Annotated in this window: 12 protein-coding genes; 7 read left to right on the top strand and 5 right to left on the bottom strand. The window is 42.9% G+C overall.

From position 1 onward, the window contains the following. The first annotated feature begins 6 nt into the window (after positions 1-6). The 7 genes from D1013_RS02925 to D1013_RS02895 are packed head-to-tail and all read left to right on the top strand — an operon-like array spanning position 7 to position 11,915. A complete protein-coding gene (locus tag D1013_RS02925; protein WP_121847460.1) occupies positions 7-1,560 on the top strand; it encodes a RagB/SusD family nutrient uptake outer membrane protein in 1,554 nt (517 codons plus the stop codon). Between the two features lie 12 nt (positions 1,561-1,572). Continuing rightward, positions 1,573-3,366 carry a LamG-like jellyroll fold domain-containing protein gene (locus D1013_RS02920; RefSeq protein WP_121847459.1) on the top strand — a complete coding sequence of 598 codons (1,794 nt, stop codon included), beginning with the start codon at positions 1,573-1,575 and terminating at the stop codon, positions 3,364-3,366. Between the two features lie 51 nt (positions 3,367-3,417). Further along, positions 3,418-4,779 (top strand): glucoamylase family protein, encoded by a 1,362-nt coding sequence (locus tag D1013_RS02915; protein ID WP_121847458.1) that lies wholly within the window; start codon positions 3,418-3,420, stop codon positions 4,777-4,779. Further along, positions 4,772-6,193 carry a glucoamylase family protein gene (locus D1013_RS02910; protein WP_121847457.1) on the top strand — a complete coding sequence of 474 codons (1,422 nt, stop codon included), beginning with the start codon at positions 4,772-4,774 and terminating at the stop codon, positions 6,191-6,193. Before D1013_RS02915 ends, D1013_RS02910 begins: the two co-directional genes overlap by 8 nt. 9 nt (positions 6,194-6,202) lie before the next feature. Next, on the top strand, positions 6,203-7,942 hold the full coding sequence (locus tag D1013_RS02905) for a family 43 glycosylhydrolase (RefSeq protein ID WP_121847456.1): 1,740 nt from the start codon (positions 6,203-6,205) through the stop codon (positions 7,940-7,942). A gap of 9 nt (positions 7,943-7,951) precedes the next feature. Then, on the top strand, positions 7,952-10,219 hold the full coding sequence (gene bglX, locus D1013_RS02900; protein WP_121847455.1) for a beta-glucosidase BglX: 2,268 nt from the start codon (positions 7,952-7,954) through the stop codon (positions 10,217-10,219). Between the two features lie 25 nt (positions 10,220-10,244). Next, positions 10,245-11,915: a sulfatase family protein gene (locus D1013_RS02895; RefSeq protein ID WP_121850573.1), complete on the top strand. Its 1,671-nt coding sequence runs from the start codon at positions 10,245-10,247 to the stop codon at positions 11,913-11,915. Between the two features lie 12 nt (positions 11,916-11,927). Here the strand turns inward: D1013_RS02895 and D1013_RS02890 are convergent, their stop codons facing one another. Genes D1013_RS02890 through D1013_RS02870 form a run of 5 tightly spaced genes read right to left on the bottom strand, consistent with a single transcriptional unit; the run spans position 11,928 to position 19,098 of the window. Further along, positions 11,928-14,021 (bottom strand): alpha-L-fucosidase, encoded by a 2,094-nt coding sequence (locus D1013_RS02890; RefSeq protein WP_121847454.1) that lies wholly within the window; start codon positions 14,019-14,021, stop codon positions 11,928-11,930. 10 nt (positions 14,022-14,031) lie between these two features. Further along, positions 14,032-15,378 (bottom strand): alpha-L-fucosidase, encoded by a 1,347-nt coding sequence (locus tag D1013_RS02885; protein WP_121847453.1) that lies wholly within the window; start codon positions 15,376-15,378, stop codon positions 14,032-14,034. Between the two features lie 4 nt (positions 15,379-15,382). Next, entirely contained in the window at positions 15,383-16,852 is a 1,470-nt protein-coding gene (locus tag D1013_RS02880) for an alpha-L-fucosidase (RefSeq protein ID WP_121847452.1), read from the bottom strand. A gap of 12 nt (positions 16,853-16,864) precedes the next feature. Beyond that, positions 16,865-17,722 carry a fumarylacetoacetate hydrolase family protein gene (locus D1013_RS02875; RefSeq protein WP_121847451.1) on the bottom strand — a complete coding sequence of 286 codons (858 nt, stop codon included), beginning with the start codon at positions 17,720-17,722 and terminating at the stop codon, positions 16,865-16,867. Between the two features lie 53 nt (positions 17,723-17,775). After that, on the bottom strand, positions 17,776-19,098 hold the full coding sequence (locus D1013_RS02870) for an L-fuconate dehydratase (RefSeq protein WP_121847450.1): 1,323 nt from the start codon (positions 19,096-19,098) through the stop codon (positions 17,776-17,778). Between the last annotated feature and the right edge of the window lie 52 nt (positions 19,099-19,150).

Here is a 19,150-nt window from a genome sequence, read left to right as displayed (position 1 = left end):
TTAGCTATGACTCAACTATATAAGATATCAATAAAATTTGTGGTGCTGGCAACCTCGATAGGGTTAACGCTCACAAGCTGTTCAGATGAACTAGATCAGCCAGAATTGAACAATAATTTTGCGGGAGGAACCGACTTCTCAAAAACCGATGACATGATTTTCTCATTGATCGGAACTTACCAAGCCGTAAGTGATAGAGGTTGGGAGCAACCTTTGGTCGTCTCCACAAGGGGAGATGATGTGAACGCCGCCGGTGACCAGCAAGGTTTGAAAAACCAAGACAGATATGTTTATGACAACTCTTTCTTTGGCTCTCGTACCCTTTGGGAAACCTATTACGGCGATATTATTGGGGCTCATACGGCCATGGAGCAAATTGAAAGGTATATGGAGCTGGCCGATGACGAAGGTATCGCCCAGGGGAACAGATATATTGCCGAAATCAAGGTATTGCGCTCTATTCTACTTTTTCAGCTTTCGCAGGTATATGGCGCCGTGTTTATTCCAGAGTCATCTGATTTAAATGCCTTTTCAGATGTAACATCGGTACCAACAAAAGAAGAGGTGATGCAACACATATCAGATCAGATGGATGAAGCGATTCCGTTATTGCCAAACCTAAGGCCTAACGAGCGTACCGACCTTCCTGGAGGTGTTACGAGATATACCGCTCTTATGGTTAAAGCAGTAGCGAATCAAGAGCTCAAAAATTATCAAGTAGTAGCCGACGCAGCGGGACAAATTATTAGTTCTGGCAAGTTTAGTCTATATCCCGACTTTTACGAGCTGTTCAAAACTCCTGGCAAACTTAGTGATGAAAATCTTTTTGAGTTTCAATACTCCGATTTCGGTTCAGGTCAAGGCGAAAGGGTAAGCCATTTGTATGCACCTTACGGTCCCAATTCATGGACACCCTCTGTTGATGGTTCTTCCAATGGATGGGGCTTTTTCGAACCTAGTATGAAATTCGTAGAATTCATGTTGGATAGAGGGGAGACAGAACGCCTTGAAACTTCGGTATTTTTTACCCAGAAAGGTATTGATAGCTTGGTGAGCACTACTTCTTATACTACTGCAGATCTTCCGGCTTTCGTAAGCCCGACAACTAGGGATGGAGATACGAACACTTCTGATGTAAGGGCCATTTTCTCGAGCGGCAAGCATTATTTACCTAGCAATCAGTTGATTACGGGCAGAACTGAATACGGCAGTAATAAGAATTATATTGTATTTCGCTATGCCGAAACCCTTCTCATGTACGCAGAAGCATTGCTTCAAGGAGCATCTAATTCAGTAATGACAGCCGACGAAGCGGTCAATATAGTGAGACAGAGAGCCGGAATGGACCCCCTTAGCGGTGTAACTTTAGATCAAGTAGTCGATGAAAAATATGCAGAGTTGTCAATGGAATGGGGCAAACGCTTTTTCGACATGGTAAGACTTGAGAGATACGACGACCTCAGTTACGATGGTAGAACCTTTACTGCTGACAAGAAGTTTGTGACCTATCATCAAGACCAAATTGATGAATTTCCCATACTAGGTGAGATAGCTAACTAAAAACGAAACAAAATGAAAACTATATATCAACTCTGCTTATTGGCAATTATTGGAGCTGTTTTGTACAGCTGCGATGAGGGTATCGACTCCCTTACAGAAGTAGACCCAGGTGCTGATGCCTCGGCCCCTAGCATTACTATTAATTCACCTACAGAAGGTCTAGCCGTAAAGGTGAATGAAGAATTGGCAACAATCACCATAAAGTTCGAAGCTCAAGACGATATCGAATTAGGTTCTGTAGAAGTGTGGTTAGACGGTTCACGATTAAGCAATTACACCACTTTTAAAGATTACAGAAGGCTTATCGTAGATGATTTAGTATACAATAAATTGGCAGATGGTCAACATGAGTTATCCATCATTGCTAATGATCTTGATGGCAAATCGACTACTGAAATGGTCAACTTTTCAAAAGAACCTGCCTATGTTGCAAAATATGATGGGGAGATTCTATACATGCCGTTCGAAGGCGGTTTTGTCGATTTATTGAGTTTCGAAGAAGCAGAGCAATACGGTAACCCAACTATCAGTGAAGAAAGCCTGGCCGGCGATGGTGCCTATGCAGGTGCTGAAAATGCCTATCTGACCCTCGACCCCGAAAGATTTAAAAACGCTGAATTCAGTGCCATTTTCTGGTTGAAAGTAAATGCGGTTCCCGATCGTGCCGGAATTTTGACCATGAGCCCGCCTTTAGATGATGCAGGCGGTAACGTTTTGACAAGTGGCTTTAGGTTTTTTAGGGAAAATGCTGGTGGCAAACAAAGGTTCAAGCTCAATGTGGGAACCGGAGCTGGTAATTCTTGGTTCGATGGTGCTGAAGCCGCCGATATTGACCCTGGTACCGATGAGTGGGTCAATATGGCTTTCACAATTTCCGGAACAGAAGCGATTGTCTACATTGACGGGCAAATCGTATCTCAAGGAGCATTGACCGGTATTGATTGGACGGACGTAAATATCATGTCGATAATGAGCGGTGTCCCTAATTTTTCAGGATGGAATCATTTATCCGATCAAAGTCTAATGGACGAGTTGAGAATTTTCAACAAAGCCATAAGCCAAGACGAGATAAAACAGATTATTCAAGATGATTCGGGAATCGTTGTTTCAGATTATCCACCGACATTTAATGGTGAAGTTTTCTATATGCCATTTGATGAAGATTATATGAATCTTTTCACCGATACAGAAGCAACCATTATAGGCTCACCCGACTTCGCCGGTGAAAGTGTGTCCGGAGATAATGCCTATGCCGGCGCCACCGATTCTTATTTGAGTTTTCCTACCAATGGTCTTACATCCGATGAGTTCAGCGCCACATTTTGGTACAAGGTAAATGCAGAACCATCGAGTGCCGGAATATTGGTAGCGGGACCTGAAGACTCTGAAAATGCCGGATATCCTGAAACCCAAAACCTTAGAACAAATGGTTTCCGCTTTTTTAGGGAAGGAGACGCAACGAGGCAAATTTTCAAGCTTAACGTAGGTACCGGAGACGCTGAAGCATGGGTTGATGGGGGCGATGCAGCCGCATTTGACCCATCGGGTTCTGAATGGGTGCATATGGCCATCACCATATCCGCAGACACTGCCACCATATATTTTGATGGCGTAGCAGTTGCTACTAACTCCTTGCCTGCCGGCATTGATTGGTCAGGATGCGATATGTTTTCTATTGGGTCAGGCGCACCTAGGTTTACCGAATGGGGACACCTTTCCGATAACAGCTTTATCGACGAACTAAGGTTTTATAATAAAGCCTTAACGGAGGAAGAAGTACAAGAAATTAGAAATTACGATTTATAAAATAGTTGATTAGTTAGCTTTTGTTAGTTAAATCACTTAAGTAACATCTTTATGAGGTTATTTAGTTTTGCAATGGCCATTGCTTCGTTGTTAGTTGGTTGCGGTGGCCATTCTTCAAAAAAAGAAAAGAAAGAAGGTTTAGAGCCATCTAAAGTTATCCTTACCGATGACCAATTGATGGATTCTGTTCAAAAACAGACCTTTGATTACTTCTGGGAAGGTGCCGAACCCAATTCTGGGTTGGCTCGTGAGCGTATTCATATGGATAATGTTTATCCGGCCCACGACAAAGACATCATTACAATAGGTGGTTCCGGCTTTGGCCTTATGGCCATTTTGGTCGGCGTCGAAAGAGATTTCATTACGAGGGAACAGGCATTGGAACGTTATGAAAAAATAGTATCATTTCTTGAAAAAGCAGACCGATTTCATGGGGCCTGGCCCCACTGGCTGACATCCGAAGGCAAAATGACGCCCTTCAGTAAAAAAGACAATGGTGGAGATTTGGTTGAAACAGCTTTTCTAATACAAGGTTTACTGACCGTAAGAGAATATTTTAAGCAGGGCACTACTAGAGAACAAGAGCTAACCGAGCGAATTCAAAAACTCTGGGAGGAGGTGGAGTGGAGTTGGTACACGAAAGGTGAAAATGTATTGTATTGGCACTGGTCTCCAGAATACAAATGGGAAATGAATTTTCCGGTAGGAGGTTACAATGAGGCATTGATTATGTATGTTTTGGCGGCGGCTTCCCCTACCCATCCTATCGACAAAAAAGTGTATGAAGAAGGTTGGGCAAGAAAAGGGGCGATTGCCAATGATACCGTCTTTTATGGGCTCGAAACAGAATTAGATCATTACGAGCACGACGATTCACCCGTTGGGCCTATGTTTTGGGCGCACTACTCCTACTTGGGTCTCAACCCCAACGGTCTGACCGACCAATATGCGGATTATTGGAAATTGAACGTGAACCATACCTTGATTCAATATAGGCATGCCGTTGAAAATCCCGGTAACTTTAAGGGGTACGGAAAAAACCTCTGGGGCCTCACCTCAAGCTATTCGATAAAAGGGTATGCCGGCCATCGACCTGATGAAGATCTAGGAGTTATTTCGCCGACAGCAGCTTTATCGTCAATGCCCTATGCTCCGGAACACAGCTTAGATTTTTTGAGGTATATGTATACCGAGCAAGATACTTTGATCGGCAAATATGGCCCATACGATGCCTTCAGCATTGAGAAAAACTGGTATTTACCCCGTTATTTGGCAATCGATCAAGGCCCTATACCCGTCATGATAGAAAACTATAGAACAGGTCTTTTTTGGAAGCTGTTCATGCAAAACGAAGACCTTAAAAAAGGGCTTGAGAGACTTGGCTTCAATTACAAAATTAAAATGGATGACTAAATACTTTTCCATTTTTTGCTTGCTATGCCTTTTATCTGCATGTTCATCTGATGATACGCAGGGTCCTATTGGTGTGTCAGAACTTCCGGAACAACCATCTGAAACTCCCCCTGAAGAAAATGAGGAAGAACAGGAAGAGGAAGAAGAGACGGATCAAACTGCAATTACAGATGAAGAGCTTCTCGATATAACCCAAGAATCTACCTTCAAATACTTTTGGGATTTTGCCCAAACCGATTCTGGAGCCGCTCGAGAAAGGTATCACCCCAACGAACCCTCTAACGACCCCAATACTGTAACCATTGGCGGTACCGGATTTGGTTTAATGGCCATTTTGACCGGTATTGAAAGGGGTTATATCTCTAGAGATGAAGGGTCTTCACGAATTACCCAAATACTCGATTTTTTAGAATCTGCCGATCGCTTTCATGGTGCTTGGCCCCATTGGTTAGATGGTACGACCGGGGCGGTCAGGCCATTTAGTGAAAAAGATAATGGTGGCGATTTGGTCGAAACGGCATTTTTGGCCCAAGGCCTGGTATGTGTGGTAGAGTATTTTAAAAATGGTTCCGACCAAGAAAAATCCATATCAAATCAAGCAAACGGTTTATGGAAAGGGGTCGAATGGAATTGGTATACCCAAAACCAGAACACCCTGTACTGGCATTGGAGCCCCGATTTCAAATTTGATATCGGTCTTGAATTAAAAGGCTATAACGAAACGCTGATCACCTATGTGATGGCAGCCTCTTCTGAAGAATTTGGCATTTCAAAAGAAGTTTATGAAAACGGCTGGGCTTCGAACGGTGGTCTTACGAGTACGGCCACCGCATATGATATTCCTCTTTTGGTAGATCACGCAGGTGACTCCCCTAGGGGCGGCCCCCTTTTTTGGGCGCACTACTCCTATTTGGGTTTGAACCCGACCTATCTATCCGACGGGTTTGTCAATTATTGGAATGTCAATGTGAACCATTCTAAAATCAATTACCGGTATTGTTCAGAGAACCCGAAGAATTTTGTTGGTTATGACGAAGGAGGATGGGGTCTTACGGCCAGTTACTCAAGAAACAACGACGGCAGTCTAGGCTATAATGCCCATAGCCCGAGTAACGACATTGGTGTGCTATCACCAACGGCAGCCCTAAGCTCAATGCCCTATACTCCGGATGAATCCCTGGAAGCCTTGAGATATTTCTACTCCCATAAAGACCAACTTCTGGGCCCAGCGGGCTTTTACGATGCTTTTAGTCCGCAGAACGACTTTTGGGTAGCTGAAGCCTATTTGGCTATCGACCAAGGCCCGATCATCATTATGATTGAGAATTACAGAACCGGATTGCTATGGAATCTTTTTATGCAAAATGAAGATGTTCAAAAGGGTCTGGACCGGTTAGGATTCACTTATGAATAGAACACTACTATGAGAATTAACTTTAATTCACCTTTATATTACTATTTGGCCATTTCGGCCTTTTTTGGCACGCTCTTCTCTTTTGGGCAAGCCAATCCGAAAACTTATTGCAATCCCATCAATATAGATTATACCTACATGATCTATAATGCACATAATGACCTGTCGTATCGATCGGGCGCCGACCCCGCTTTGGTAAGGTTTAAAGACGAATACTATTTATTCGTGACCCGCTCTATGGGTTATTGGCACTCAAAAGACATGAACGAATGGAAGTTTATAAAACCCAAACAATGGTACTTTCAAGGCTCGAACGCCCCTGCGGCATTCAATTATAAAGATTCACTGCTCTATGTAGCGGGCGACCCTTCAGGCTCGATGAGCGTCTTATTTACCGACCGACCAAAAGAAGGGGAATGGGAAGCCACCCCCTCCATACTACACAATCTACAAGACCCTGCATTGTTTATCGATGATAATGACGATGCTTTTATCTACTGGGGGTCCTCGAACAAATTTCCGGTTAGGGCACGAAAACTTGATATGAAAAAACGGTTCAGGCCCTCTGAAGAAATTCATGAACTATTCAATCTCGAACCTGAGAAACATGGTTGGGAAAGGTTTGGAGAAAACCATGCAGATACCGTTCTAACGGGATATATCGAAGGCCCATGGATGAACAAATTCGAAAATCGATATTACTTACAATATGCAGCCCCCGGCACAGAATTTAATGTATACGGAGATGGTGTATATATCGGTGATTCGCCTCTGGGACCATTTAAATATGCACCGAACAATCCGTTTTCATATAAACCTGGTGGCTTTATTAACGGAGCGGGACATGGTAGTACGGTAAAAGGTCCTGGAGGTCAATATTGGCATGCCTCTTCCATGGCCGTGAATGTCAATATCGGTTGGGAAAGACGCATTGGTATCTTCCCCACTTTTATAGATGATGAGGGATTGCTATACAGCAACACCCGTTTCGGCGATTATCCTCATTTCGCACCATCGGAAACCGATAAAGAAGGAGGCTTTACCGGATGGATGCTACTATCCTATAAAAAACCAGTAAAAACTTCTTCCATAAAAGAAGAGTACGGTGCCGATCATTTGGTAGACGAAAACGTCAAAACATTTTGGCTTGCGGAGAAGAACGACGAAAACCAATGGATTGAAATTGATTTAATGAAGCCTTCTGAAATTCGGGCCGTTCAGGTCAACTACAACGACTATAAATCTGATATGTACGGTAAAATACCCGGACTATATCATCAATATGTAATAGAAGCTTCCATCGATGGTAAAAATTGGAACACCATAGTCGACCGAAGTACTAACAAAAAAGATGTGCCCAACGATTATGCAGTATTGAACGAACCTTCAAAGGCGAGATACGTGAGATTTAAGAATATTCATGTACCCACACCCTACCTATCCATCTCAGACCTACGCATATTCGGTAAAGGCTACGGAAAAGAACCTAAAAAGGTCGGAAAGATGACCATCGAGCGTAATGATAAGCGAAGAGGTGCCATTGTCAAATGGAATGCCGTAAAGGAAGCCCAAGGATACAATGTTTTATGGGGAATTGCCCCGGATAAACTCTATAGCTCGTGGTTGGTTTACGATATTGATTCTCTCGAATTGAAATCTTTGAATACCGATCAAGCCTACTATTTTGCTGTTGAGGCATTCAATGAGAACGGGGTGGGAGAGAAATCAAAAGTGCAATTGGTCGAATAAAACTGAAGGATGAATTTAATAGCGAAGAACTTAAAGTATCTAATATTTTTCATTCTTTTTCAGGCTACGGCACAAACGAAGATTCCAGAGGTTGAAGCGTTATTGTCCAAAATGACCCTAGATGAGAAAATAGGCCAACTCAATCTTTTAACACCAGGTGGTGGTATCGCAACCGGCTCGGTAGTCAGTGAGAATGTCGAGGCGAAAATCAAAGCAGGTCAAGTAGGCGGGCTGTTCGGGGTATCTGGCCCTGATAAGGTCAGAAAAGCGCAAGAAATCGCCCTAAATCATTCGCGATTGAAAATACCCTTGTTGATAGGTTCGGACATAATTCACGGTTATAAAACTACTTTCCCCATTCCTCTGGGTACATCCTCCAGTTGGGATATGGAACTTATTAAAAGAATGGCACAGACTGCTGCCAAAGAGGCCACGGCCGATGGTATCAATTGGAATTTTTCGCCCATGGTCGATATTTCGAGAGACCCGCGATGGGGTCGTATTGCCGAAAGTGCTGGTGAAGACCCTTTTCTTGGCAGCGCCATTGCAAAAGCCATGATTGAAGGTTATCAAGGCAATGATCTAACAAATTCAGCGACCATGATGGCTTGTGTAAAACATTTGGCACTTTACGGTGCTGTCGAAGCGGGCAAAGACTACAATTCGGTAGACATGAGCCGAACAAAAATGTATAATCAATACCTGCCCGTTTACAAAGCTGCCGTAGACGCTGGGGTAGGCACAGCTATGACATCGTTTAATGATATTGATGGTATTCCCGCCTCGGGAAACAAATGGTTGATTACCGATCTTTTGAGAAAACAATGGGGTTTTAAGGGCATGGTTGTTTCCGATTATACTTCCGTGAATGAAATGACGGCCCATGGTCTGGGAAACCTACAAGATGTTTCGGCCCTGGCCATTAACGCCGGACTTGATATGGATATGGTCGGAGAGGGTTTTCTAGCTACCCTAAAAAAATCGGTGGAGGAAGGTAAGGTAAGTGAAGAACAGATAACAAATGCCTGTCGAAGAGTTCTAACGACCAAGTATCAACTCGGCCTGCTTAATGACCCTTACAGATATTCGGATGATGAAAGGCCAAAAAAAGACATCCTTACCGAAGAAAATAAGCTTTTAGCTAGGGAAGCCGCTAAAAAATCGTTTGTTCTGCTTAAAAACCACCAACAGACACTGCCCTTAAAAAAGTCGGCCAAAATAGCTTTAATAGGGCCTTTGGCAAACAACAAAAACAACATGCTCGGTACATGGGCGCCCACGGGAGACCCCCAATTATCTATTCCGGTCTTAGATGGCTTTAAAAATATCGCATCTGGCGCCATAACTTATTCAAAAGGTGCCAATATTACCGACGACAAAGAATTGGCAACCCTTGCCAATGTTTTCGGCACTCGTGTAGAAATAGACCCTAGTTCCCCCGAAACCCTTTTAGATGAGGCCCTAAAAACGGCAAAATCGGCAGAAGTTATTGTTGCGGTCGTGGGTGAAGCTAGTGAGTTTAGTGGCGAAGCCGCAAGCAGAACAGATATCTCACTTCCTAAAAGCCAAAAAAACTTATTGAGGGAATTGGCAAAACTGGGCAAGCCAATGGTCATAGTACTTATGAGCGGTAGACCTATGACCCTAGAAGAGGAAAATGAACTACCTGCAAGTATTTTACAGGTATGGCACTCTGGTATCGAAGCTGGAAATGCTGTAGCCGAGGTCATTTATGGTGATTATAACCCATCCGGAAAACTCACCGCTACCTGGCCTCGCAATGTGGGACAGATACCCATTTACCACAGCACTAAGTTTACAGGAAGGCCAGCTCCGAAAGAGAACAATTATCAAAAGTTCAAATCGAACTATCTAGACGTTGATAACAGTCCTCTTTTTCCTTTCGGATATGGGTTGAGTTATACCTCGTTTGAATACAAAAATCTACACCTCCACAAAACAAAGATCAAAAGTGACGAATCGGTGGAGGTATCGGTAGATGTGTCGAATACAGGCGAATTTGATGGAGAAGAAACCGTTCAATTGTATTTACGAGATGTGGTGCGAACCATTACACCGCCAAAAAGACAACTGAAGGGCTTTAAAAAAGTATATTTAAAGAAGGGTGAGACCAGAACTGTTCAGATAACCCTGCATACCGACGACCTCAAATTTTATAATAGCGAACTGCAACATGTTGCCGAACCCGGAGATTTTGAAGTCTTTGTAGGTACCGATTCCAACGCCTCATTAAAAGCTGAATTCGAGTTAGAATAATTATCTAAACTGAAGAATGCAAAAAATGGATCACCAACAACCCATAATTTATTCTATTTTGAAAAATGTTTCGTTGCTAGCCCTAATAGCTTTCTTCTCCCTGATTAGTTGCAAACAGCAGGCCGAAAAGATTCAAGCCGAAAGCAAAAGACCGAACATCGTTTTTATTATGGCAGACGACCACGCCATTCAAGCGATAAGTGCTTATGGCCACCCAGTGAGCCAATTGGCACCAACACCTAACATAGACCGCTTGGCAAAAAAAGGAGCTTTATTCACACATAGCTATGTGACCAATTCCATTTGCGGACCAAGCCGGGCCGTTATTCTCACGGGAAAGCATAGCCACATAAACGGTTTTAGGCAAAATGGCGACCATTTTGACGGTAGCCAGCCTACCTTGCCCAAAATGCTTAAACAAGCGGGGTATGAAACTGCCATTGTGGGCAAATGGCATTTACACGGTTACCCACAAGGGTTTGACCATTGGAAAATAATTGTAGATCAAGGTAATTATTACAACCCCGATTTTATCGAAAATGGAGATACAACACGAATTGAAGGGTATGCTACCGACCTAATCACCAATGACGCACTTGATTTCTTGGAAAACAAAAGAAACGATTCGCTTCCGTTTTTTCTGATGGTTCATCATAAGGCTCCGCATCGTAATTGGATGCCCGCCTTGCGTCACGTAAACAAGTATGATTCGGTCAACTTTCCGTTGCCTGAAACGTACTGCCCCAACTTTAAGGAACAACAAGCGGCAAAAGAACAATTGCAGACCATTTACGAAGATATGTATGAAGGGCACGACCTAAAAATAAGTAAGGAGTATGGTTCGACCGAATTGGCCCACAACCCTTGGACAACCGATTTTGAAAGAATGAGCCCTGAACAGCGCGACACTTGGGACGCCGCCTACCTCCCCAAAAACAATTCTTTTCACGAGGCAGACCTTCACGGTCAAGACTTGGCCGAATGGAAGGGACAACGGTACCTACAAGATTATATGGCCACCATCGCAGCGGTAGATGAAGGAGTAGGCAAATTACTGGATTATCTAGATGAACACAATCTAACAGAAAATACTTTAGTGGTCTACACCTCAGATCAAGGTTTCTATCTGGGTGAAAAAGGCTGGTTCGACAAACGTTTCATGTACGAAGAATCATTTGGCACTCCCCTTTTAATGCAATTGCCCACCGAAATAGAAGCCGGTAAAAAAATTGAAGGACTCGTACAGAACTTAGATTTTGCGCCAACCATTTTAGACTTGACGGGAAACGAACAAATGGCCAAGCATATGCAAGGCCGTTCCTTTAGAGGACTTCTAAATGGTACTACATCAGATGATGATTTTAGAGATGTTATCTACTACCATTATTACGACTACCCTGCCTTTCATATGGTCAAAAAACATTATGGCATCAGAACCAAGCGCTATAAGCTCATGCACTTCTACGATGATATTGACGAATGGGAATTTTATGACCTTAAGAAAGATTCATTAGAAGTAAAGAACTTAATCAATGATAGGGGTTACCAATCGATTATAGCCCATATGAAACAAAAACTGGTTAGCGTTCAAAAGGCCTATTCCGTGACCGAAAAAGAATTTGAAACAGCCGCACCCGATAAGGTAGAAAAGGCATACGAACAATTTAAAAAATTAAGGGGTCAAGCAATGCGCTAAACCCCTAGCTCATCATTGTTTTGTAATAACGCCTACCTCAGCAAACGAAGTGGTATGATCATCACCATCGACCATACTTCCCTTGAGCCGAATATACCGAGCGCTAACCGGCTTAAAATTGACCGTCTGTAGAATTCGATTATTGACAACGTTGCCAAATTCACCCTTGGAGACCGTTCTAAAACTCTTACCATCAACACTTACCGAAAATTCATAGTCGGTAATGATACCAAAAGGATATCGATCTTGTATGGGCAAATAGGTAAAGCCTGTTAACATATGCTTCTTACCTAAATCTATCGTTACTTCTTGAGGTGATTTAACCCCTCTTTCGGTAGCCCAAGAGGAATCAGGGTTTTCGTCTATCATTTTACCGGCATCCTCTATTTTTCCTGATGATACTTTTACCACCTTCCAATCTGACTTTGGTATATCAATATAGGTCAATTGGGTTTCCGATTGCTCTCCAGTTTCCGCATCGTAGCCGATTGATTTTAAGGTAGTGGCCTCCGAAACTAAAAAAGGCTTTTCGTACTTGTCGCTTTTGTTGGTAGGTTCGCTTCCATCCAAAGTATAATATATATCGACCTCATCATCGGCTACCGTTAAAGTCACCTCGCCGTTACGGGCTCTACTAACGAATGGGGTCGTAAGAAAATTAGGTGCCCTATAAAGCTCTATATTCGAAATTACCAACGGACCTTTTGATTCTAGAAAATTGACCCGAACCTTTGAAGCCTTAACGGTTTCGAACCTTAAAATTCTTTTATTGCCAATTGTGGTTTGCTCATCAATTTTTTTCCAACTGCCATCTACCTCCGCTTCTACAGAGAATCTGATTACCCTCTGCCCCAACGGAATGTACTCTTGCAATAAAATCCGGTTCACTTCAGTCGGCTTATCAAATTCAAAGGTTAACGAAGCCGTAGTAACCTTATCATCTGTTGCCCAATAGGTTTCGACATCACCATCGTTGACTTGATTGGCAGCATATTGGCCATTTTCACCGCGCACGTTTGAAGCTTGCACCTTAATGCCTTCTGCCAATTCATGGGCAAAATCTTTATCGATTTGGTTTTTTAGTGCCAACAACTGCTTTACGTCGGTTTCATGAACCAAGCCCCTAGTATCTACCGGAAGGTTCAGTAAAAAATTGCCATTTCGCCCTATAGATTCGTAATACGTTTGAACCAATCGAGCCAAACTTTTAACTTGGTGATCTTCACGGGGGTGATAATACCAACCCGGTCTGATAGATGTATTTACTTCGGCAGGTAACCAGTGTGTACCATCTTGATGCCCCGAGCGAAGCTCTTTGTATCTCGGCCATCCTGGGTAAATTTCATCTCTACGCATAATGCTCCAGTTGGTCTCATTGGCAAAACCTTCTTCTGTACCTACCCATCTTATATCAGGGCCGCCATCACTGAAAATGACCGCATTAGGCTGAAGCTCACGAACGATTTCGGTCACCCTATCCCATTCATAATAGGTTTTATTATCAATTTTACGTTCTTCATTGGCCCCACCATAGTAACCGGTACCACCATTGGCCCCATCGAACCAAACTTCAAAGACTTCACCGTAATTGGTAAGGAGTTCTCGAAGCTGTTCGTGGTATCGCGCTACATAGGCCGGTTTACCATAATCGGCATCATTTCTATCCCAAGGAGAAAGGTATACCCCAAATTTCAATCCGAATTCTTTACAGGCTTCCGAAAGATCTTTTATCAAATCGCCGTTGCCATCTTTCCAAGGCGAGTTTTTCACTGAATGCTCAGTTGTTTTTGTTGGCCAAAGGCAAAACCCATCATGATGTTTGGCGGTGATAATAATTCCCTTCATTCCGGCATCCTTAGCTACTTTAGCCCATTGACGGGTGTCCAACTCCGACGGATTGAAAGTATCAGGAGACTCTCCACCCAAACCCCACTCCATATCGGTAAACGTATTCATGTTGAAATGGATAAAAGCATAGTACTCAAGCTCGTGCCACGCCAACTGCCTTTCAGAAGGCAAAGGACCTACCGGCTTTGGTGGTGCCACCTCTTTACAGGAAGATAACAAACAAATAATTGCGATTAGGAATAGTTTGGTTTTTGTCATTTGGTTAGAGTTAATTGCTTTCTATTACCGACCCTTTTTCTCTATACAGGTCTACTTCACCATCTAGCATCACTGCCAATACAGTCATATTTTGGTCTAAAACATGCTCGGGAAGCTTAATGTATTTTATACCGGGATAGTGGCTCCAGTACACCTTACCAACTTCTTGATGGCTAAGTTTGGTTCCTTCGCCTACCACATAGATGCGATTGATATTGTTTTTGAGACCTCTTAGAACGATTTCACCGTTTGCGTTGCTCTTGACGAAAAGGTATAAAGTTCTTCTATCTTTTGACAATGTGGTGGCCCCATAGAAATGCTCTTTCGGTATGCCTGCAACCGTTTCGTAAATGGCCTCTTTATGCTTGTTCGTCCACCTACCTAGTCCCTCTAAGATTTCAACTTGTTCTTGGGGAATAGTACCATCACCTTTAGGGCCTATATCTAAAAGCAAGTTTCCTCCATTGGAGATGACATCGGTAAAAATGCCGATAATTTGATCGGCAGTCTTATAATCATGGTCATTCTTCTGATAGCCCCATGAATTGTTCATGGTCATGCACAGCTCCCAATACGGGTTGGTAGGCCTTGTAATTGGCATGCCCTGTTCGGGAGTATCATAATCACCATCTTCCTTTAAACGCGAATTGATAATGGCGTTAGGGTTTCTTTCTTGAAGCATTGATTTCACCTTTGGCACTTGCCATTCTTCCGAGCTATGCTCCCAATCACCATCAAACCAATAAAGGTCGGGGTTATAGTTATCTGACAACTCTTTTAACTGACCTTGATATAGGTTTAAGAACTTGTTCCATCTTTTGGGCTCATCGTTCGCCTTATACCTTACCGAGTCACGTGTAAAATGAGTATAATCTGGGTATGACCAATCTGGCAATGAATAATAGATACCCAGTTTCAACCCTTCTTTTCGAACTTCTTCAACGAAAAGTGTCAATACATCTTTTTTGGCTGCAGCACTTTCAACCGAATTAAAGTTGCCGTATTTACTGTTCCAGAGCGCAAAACCCTCATGGTGTTTTGAAGTTATGACCGTGTATTTAGCTCCCGAATTCTTAATCAGTTCGACCCACTTTTCAGGATGGTAATTCTTTGCCGTAAAGCCCTTCGTTTGCTTCACATAGTTATTATGGGAAATATACCCATTATAGAATGACCAAGACTCATCGATACCGTTTACGGAATAAAGCCCCCAATGAATAAAGACCCCTAGTTTGGCATCTTTGAACCACTGCATTTTTGTGCTTTTATCGGCTATGGAATCCTGACCATAAGCACTTCTACAAGCAAAGAGCACCATAATCGCTAATAATACCTGACATGTATTTTTACATCTCATGCCCTTATCCGAACTTAATGGTGAAAGCTTCTGTTTTTAATAGCTCCGCTTTTACTTCCTCAGGAATTTCAATCGAGATTCCTTTCTCCTTCTTTTTCCATTTCAACCTCTTTTTTGAGCCTAAAAGCTGAGCCTTACCTCCTTTAGGAGCTAAACCTTCAAAATAGATTTCAGAGGGAACTTCTTTTTGGTCTTTATCGACCATATAAATAAGGTAGACCTCCCCTGATGGTTTAGAGGTTACGCAAATATTCTCATACTTATAGGGTGCCATGGCTTCGGTGCCATAAATGGCCTCGTCGTTCACTTTCATCCATGCGCCTATCTCTTCAAGCAGGCGATACGCGCCTTCATCCCATTCACCCTTAGGGCTTGGGGCGATGTTCAGTAAGAGATTGCCCCCTTTTGCCACAATATCGACCAAGGTATGAACTGCCTCTCGCCCACTCATGTATTTGGCATTTGGTGAATACGACCATCCGCCACCAGCTATGATGCATGATTCCCATGGGTAAGGCAATGGCTTTTCGGGCACCCGGTTTTCAGGTGTAAGATAATTTTGATTTTTACCATGAACGGCCCTGTCGACCACTATCAAACCTGGTTGCTTTTCTCTGGCCTTATCGACCAGCTCGTCCATTTTTATATCTTGATTGACAATTCGGTTCTTGAGGTAACCGCTTTCATTGTCCTTTAACTGGGCATCATACCAACTTGTAATTTCAGATTTAGGGGTTTTCGCCACCCAGCCACCATCCAGCCAAAGAATATCTACTTTACCGTAGTCGGTAAGCAATTCTAGAATTTGATTATGCGTAAAATCGGTAAACTCTTGCCATTTCTCAGGGTTTTCTTCTGGACTATAATTTACATTACGGTCTCTAGGCGGGTAATAGGGATCCCAATATGAATCAACATGCCAATCAGGTTTTGAAAAATAGGCGCCTGCCCAAAGCCCCTCACTTCTAAAAGCATCAAAAATCTCTTTTGTAATATTTGCCTTAGGGTTCGAGCTAAAAGGCGTTTTAGCGTCGGTTATCTTATAATCGGTGTACTCGGTATCGAACATTGAGAAACCATCATGATGTTTTGTTGTAAACACCACATACTTCATCCCGGCATTTTTGGCCGCTTTGGCCCATTTTTCAGGGTTAAATTCCACCGGATTGAAAGTAGTCTGTAAACCTTCATATTCCTGTTTATAGGCGTTATAGTTTTGAGGATTAGAGCCCTTCTTACGTTCACACCAACCGTATTCTTCAGGACAAATAGACCACGATTCTACCACCCCCCATTGAGAATAGGGCCCCCAGTGCATTAAAAGTCCGAATTTTATGTCTTGCCATTTATCCAGTTTATCCAATACCAACTGGTCGGTTTCGGGCACATATCTCTCGTCTTCATAAATAGCTTGGGCCGCTGATAACTGCACCAGAAAAAATATGCCTAATGCTAGGGGGGCAATCAATCTCATATACTCAATTTGTTATTCTTTATAGGCTTTTGCCGTCTGCTGAGACTTTCCTAAGCCTTCAATACCCAATTCTACCACGTCACCCGGCTTCAAGTACTTAGGTGGCTTAAAGCCTAAACCGACACCCGAAGGGGTTCCCGTAGAAATCACATCACCGGGAAGCAAGGTCATAAACTGACTGATATAACTTACCACTTGCTGAACATTGAAAATAAAATCGGAGGTAGAACTGTCCTGTATTTTTTCACCATTTAGCTTTAACCACAGGTTCAGGTTATTAGGATTCTCTATTTCATCTTTAGTAGCAATGAAAGGGCCGAGAGGAGCAAAAGTATCGCACCCTTTTCCCTTGCACCACTGCCCTTCTTTCTCTATTTGAAAAGCACGTTCGCTATAGTCATTATGAAGAACATAACCGGCTATATGGTCAAAAGCATTTTCTTCAGAAACATACGATGCTTTCTTACCGATAACTATGGCAAGCTCAACTTCCCAATCAGTTTTTTTGCTTCCTTTCGGAATGATAACATCATCATTGGGGCCTACAATGGCAGAGGTCGCTTTAAAGAACAACACGGGTTCTTTAGGCACCGCCATACCCCCTTCAGCCGCATGCTTGGCGTAGTTCAGGCCTACACAAACCAATTTTGAAGGTCTGGTCAAAGGAGGTCCTAACCGAACATCATCAGCTATCTTTTCGCATTTTTCCTGATTGATTTTCAACCAATTTTCGAGTCTTTCGATACCGCCATCACCAAAAAAATCTTCATTGAAATCTTCGCCAAAGGCAGAAACATCAATTTTAGTTCCGTCTTCAAGCTGAACGCCTGGTGTTTCTTCCCCTGCGATTCCGTAACGTAGTAGTTTCATTTTCTTACTATAGTTTTAAGTTGTGTAAATGATGAAAACATTAAACACGCACACTAAACTGCTTTATTTATTTCTTGCCATACCGGTCCGTTAGGAAAAAGATGGTCTCGAATAGACTCATCTTTCATCGTAATACTAAAACCTGGAAGTTGCGGTGCCTGATAGGCACCGTTCTTAATTATGACCGGATCATGAAAATGTTCGTGCAAATGATCAACGTATTCAATAATGCGATTCTCCATTGAACCACTGATTGCAATATAGTCAATCATAGAGAGATGTTGAACATATTCACAAAGCCCAACACCACCTGCATGGGGGCAAACCGGTACGTTAAATTTGGCAGCCATCAATAAAATAGCCAGTATTTCGTTCACTCCACCGACCCTGCAACTATCAATTTGACAGATTCCGATTGCATTGGCTTGCATCAGTTGCTTGAATACAACACGGTTCTGGCAATGCTCTCCGGTAGCGACTTTTATGGGCGCCACTGCCTCTGCAATTTTTGCATGGCCCAATACGTCATCAGGGCTGGTAGGCTCTTCAATCCAATACGGATTGTATTTAGCCAACTCGGCCATGTTTGCTATTGCTTCATCAACATCCCACTTTTGATTGGCATCCATCATCAACCTTAAATCGGGACCTATTTCTTCCCGAATGATACCGGCACGCCTCATATCATCATTAAGGTCTGAACCGACTTTGATTTTTATATGGTCGAAACCTTTGGCCTTGGCTTCGCGACATAACTTTCGCATTTTCTCATCGGAGTAGCCTAACCAACCGGCTGAAGTAGTGTAAGCGGGGTATCCTTTTTTAAGCAAATCATCAGTTCTTTTTTGCTTAGTAGATTCTTGCTTTTTAAGTATTTCCAGTGCTTCTGAAGGAGTAATGGCGTCAGTAATGTAAGTAAAATCGATACAGTCAACCAGTTCTTCAGGAGACATGTCTGCCAACAACTTCCATAAAGGCTTCCCTTCAGTTTTCGCATACAGGTCCCAAACGGCATTTACCAAAGCGCCCGTGGCCAAATGAATCACGCCCTTCTCGGGACCAAGCCAACGTAACTGGCTATCTCCGGTTATCATTTTATAGAAACCGGACATTTTATCCGTAAAGGATTTTAGGCTTTTACCAACTACCAAAGGAGCCAACGACTGAATGGCAGCCACGCAAAGCTCATTTCCCCTGCCAATTGTAAATGTGAGTCCGTGACCCTCTAAACCTTGAGTGTGATTGGATTTCAAAATTACATATGCGGCGGAATAGTCGGGGTCTGGGTTCATCGCATCGGAACCATCTAAAGATTTGCTCGTCGGAAAGCGTACATCTTTTACCTCTATTCCTGTGATAATCACATTCTCGTTCATTAAAAAGAAAAATTAGTAAACAAATCTAATTCTTGAACGCGGTGAAAACTAC

It is taken from the genome of Euzebyella marina, assembly GCF_003687485.1.
Lineage (GTDB): Bacteria > Bacteroidota > Bacteroidia > Flavobacteriales > Flavobacteriaceae > Euzebyella > Euzebyella marina.
The sequence above is the reverse complement of the archived record's forward strand: the minus strand, read 5'-3'. Positions and strand labels throughout refer to the sequence as shown.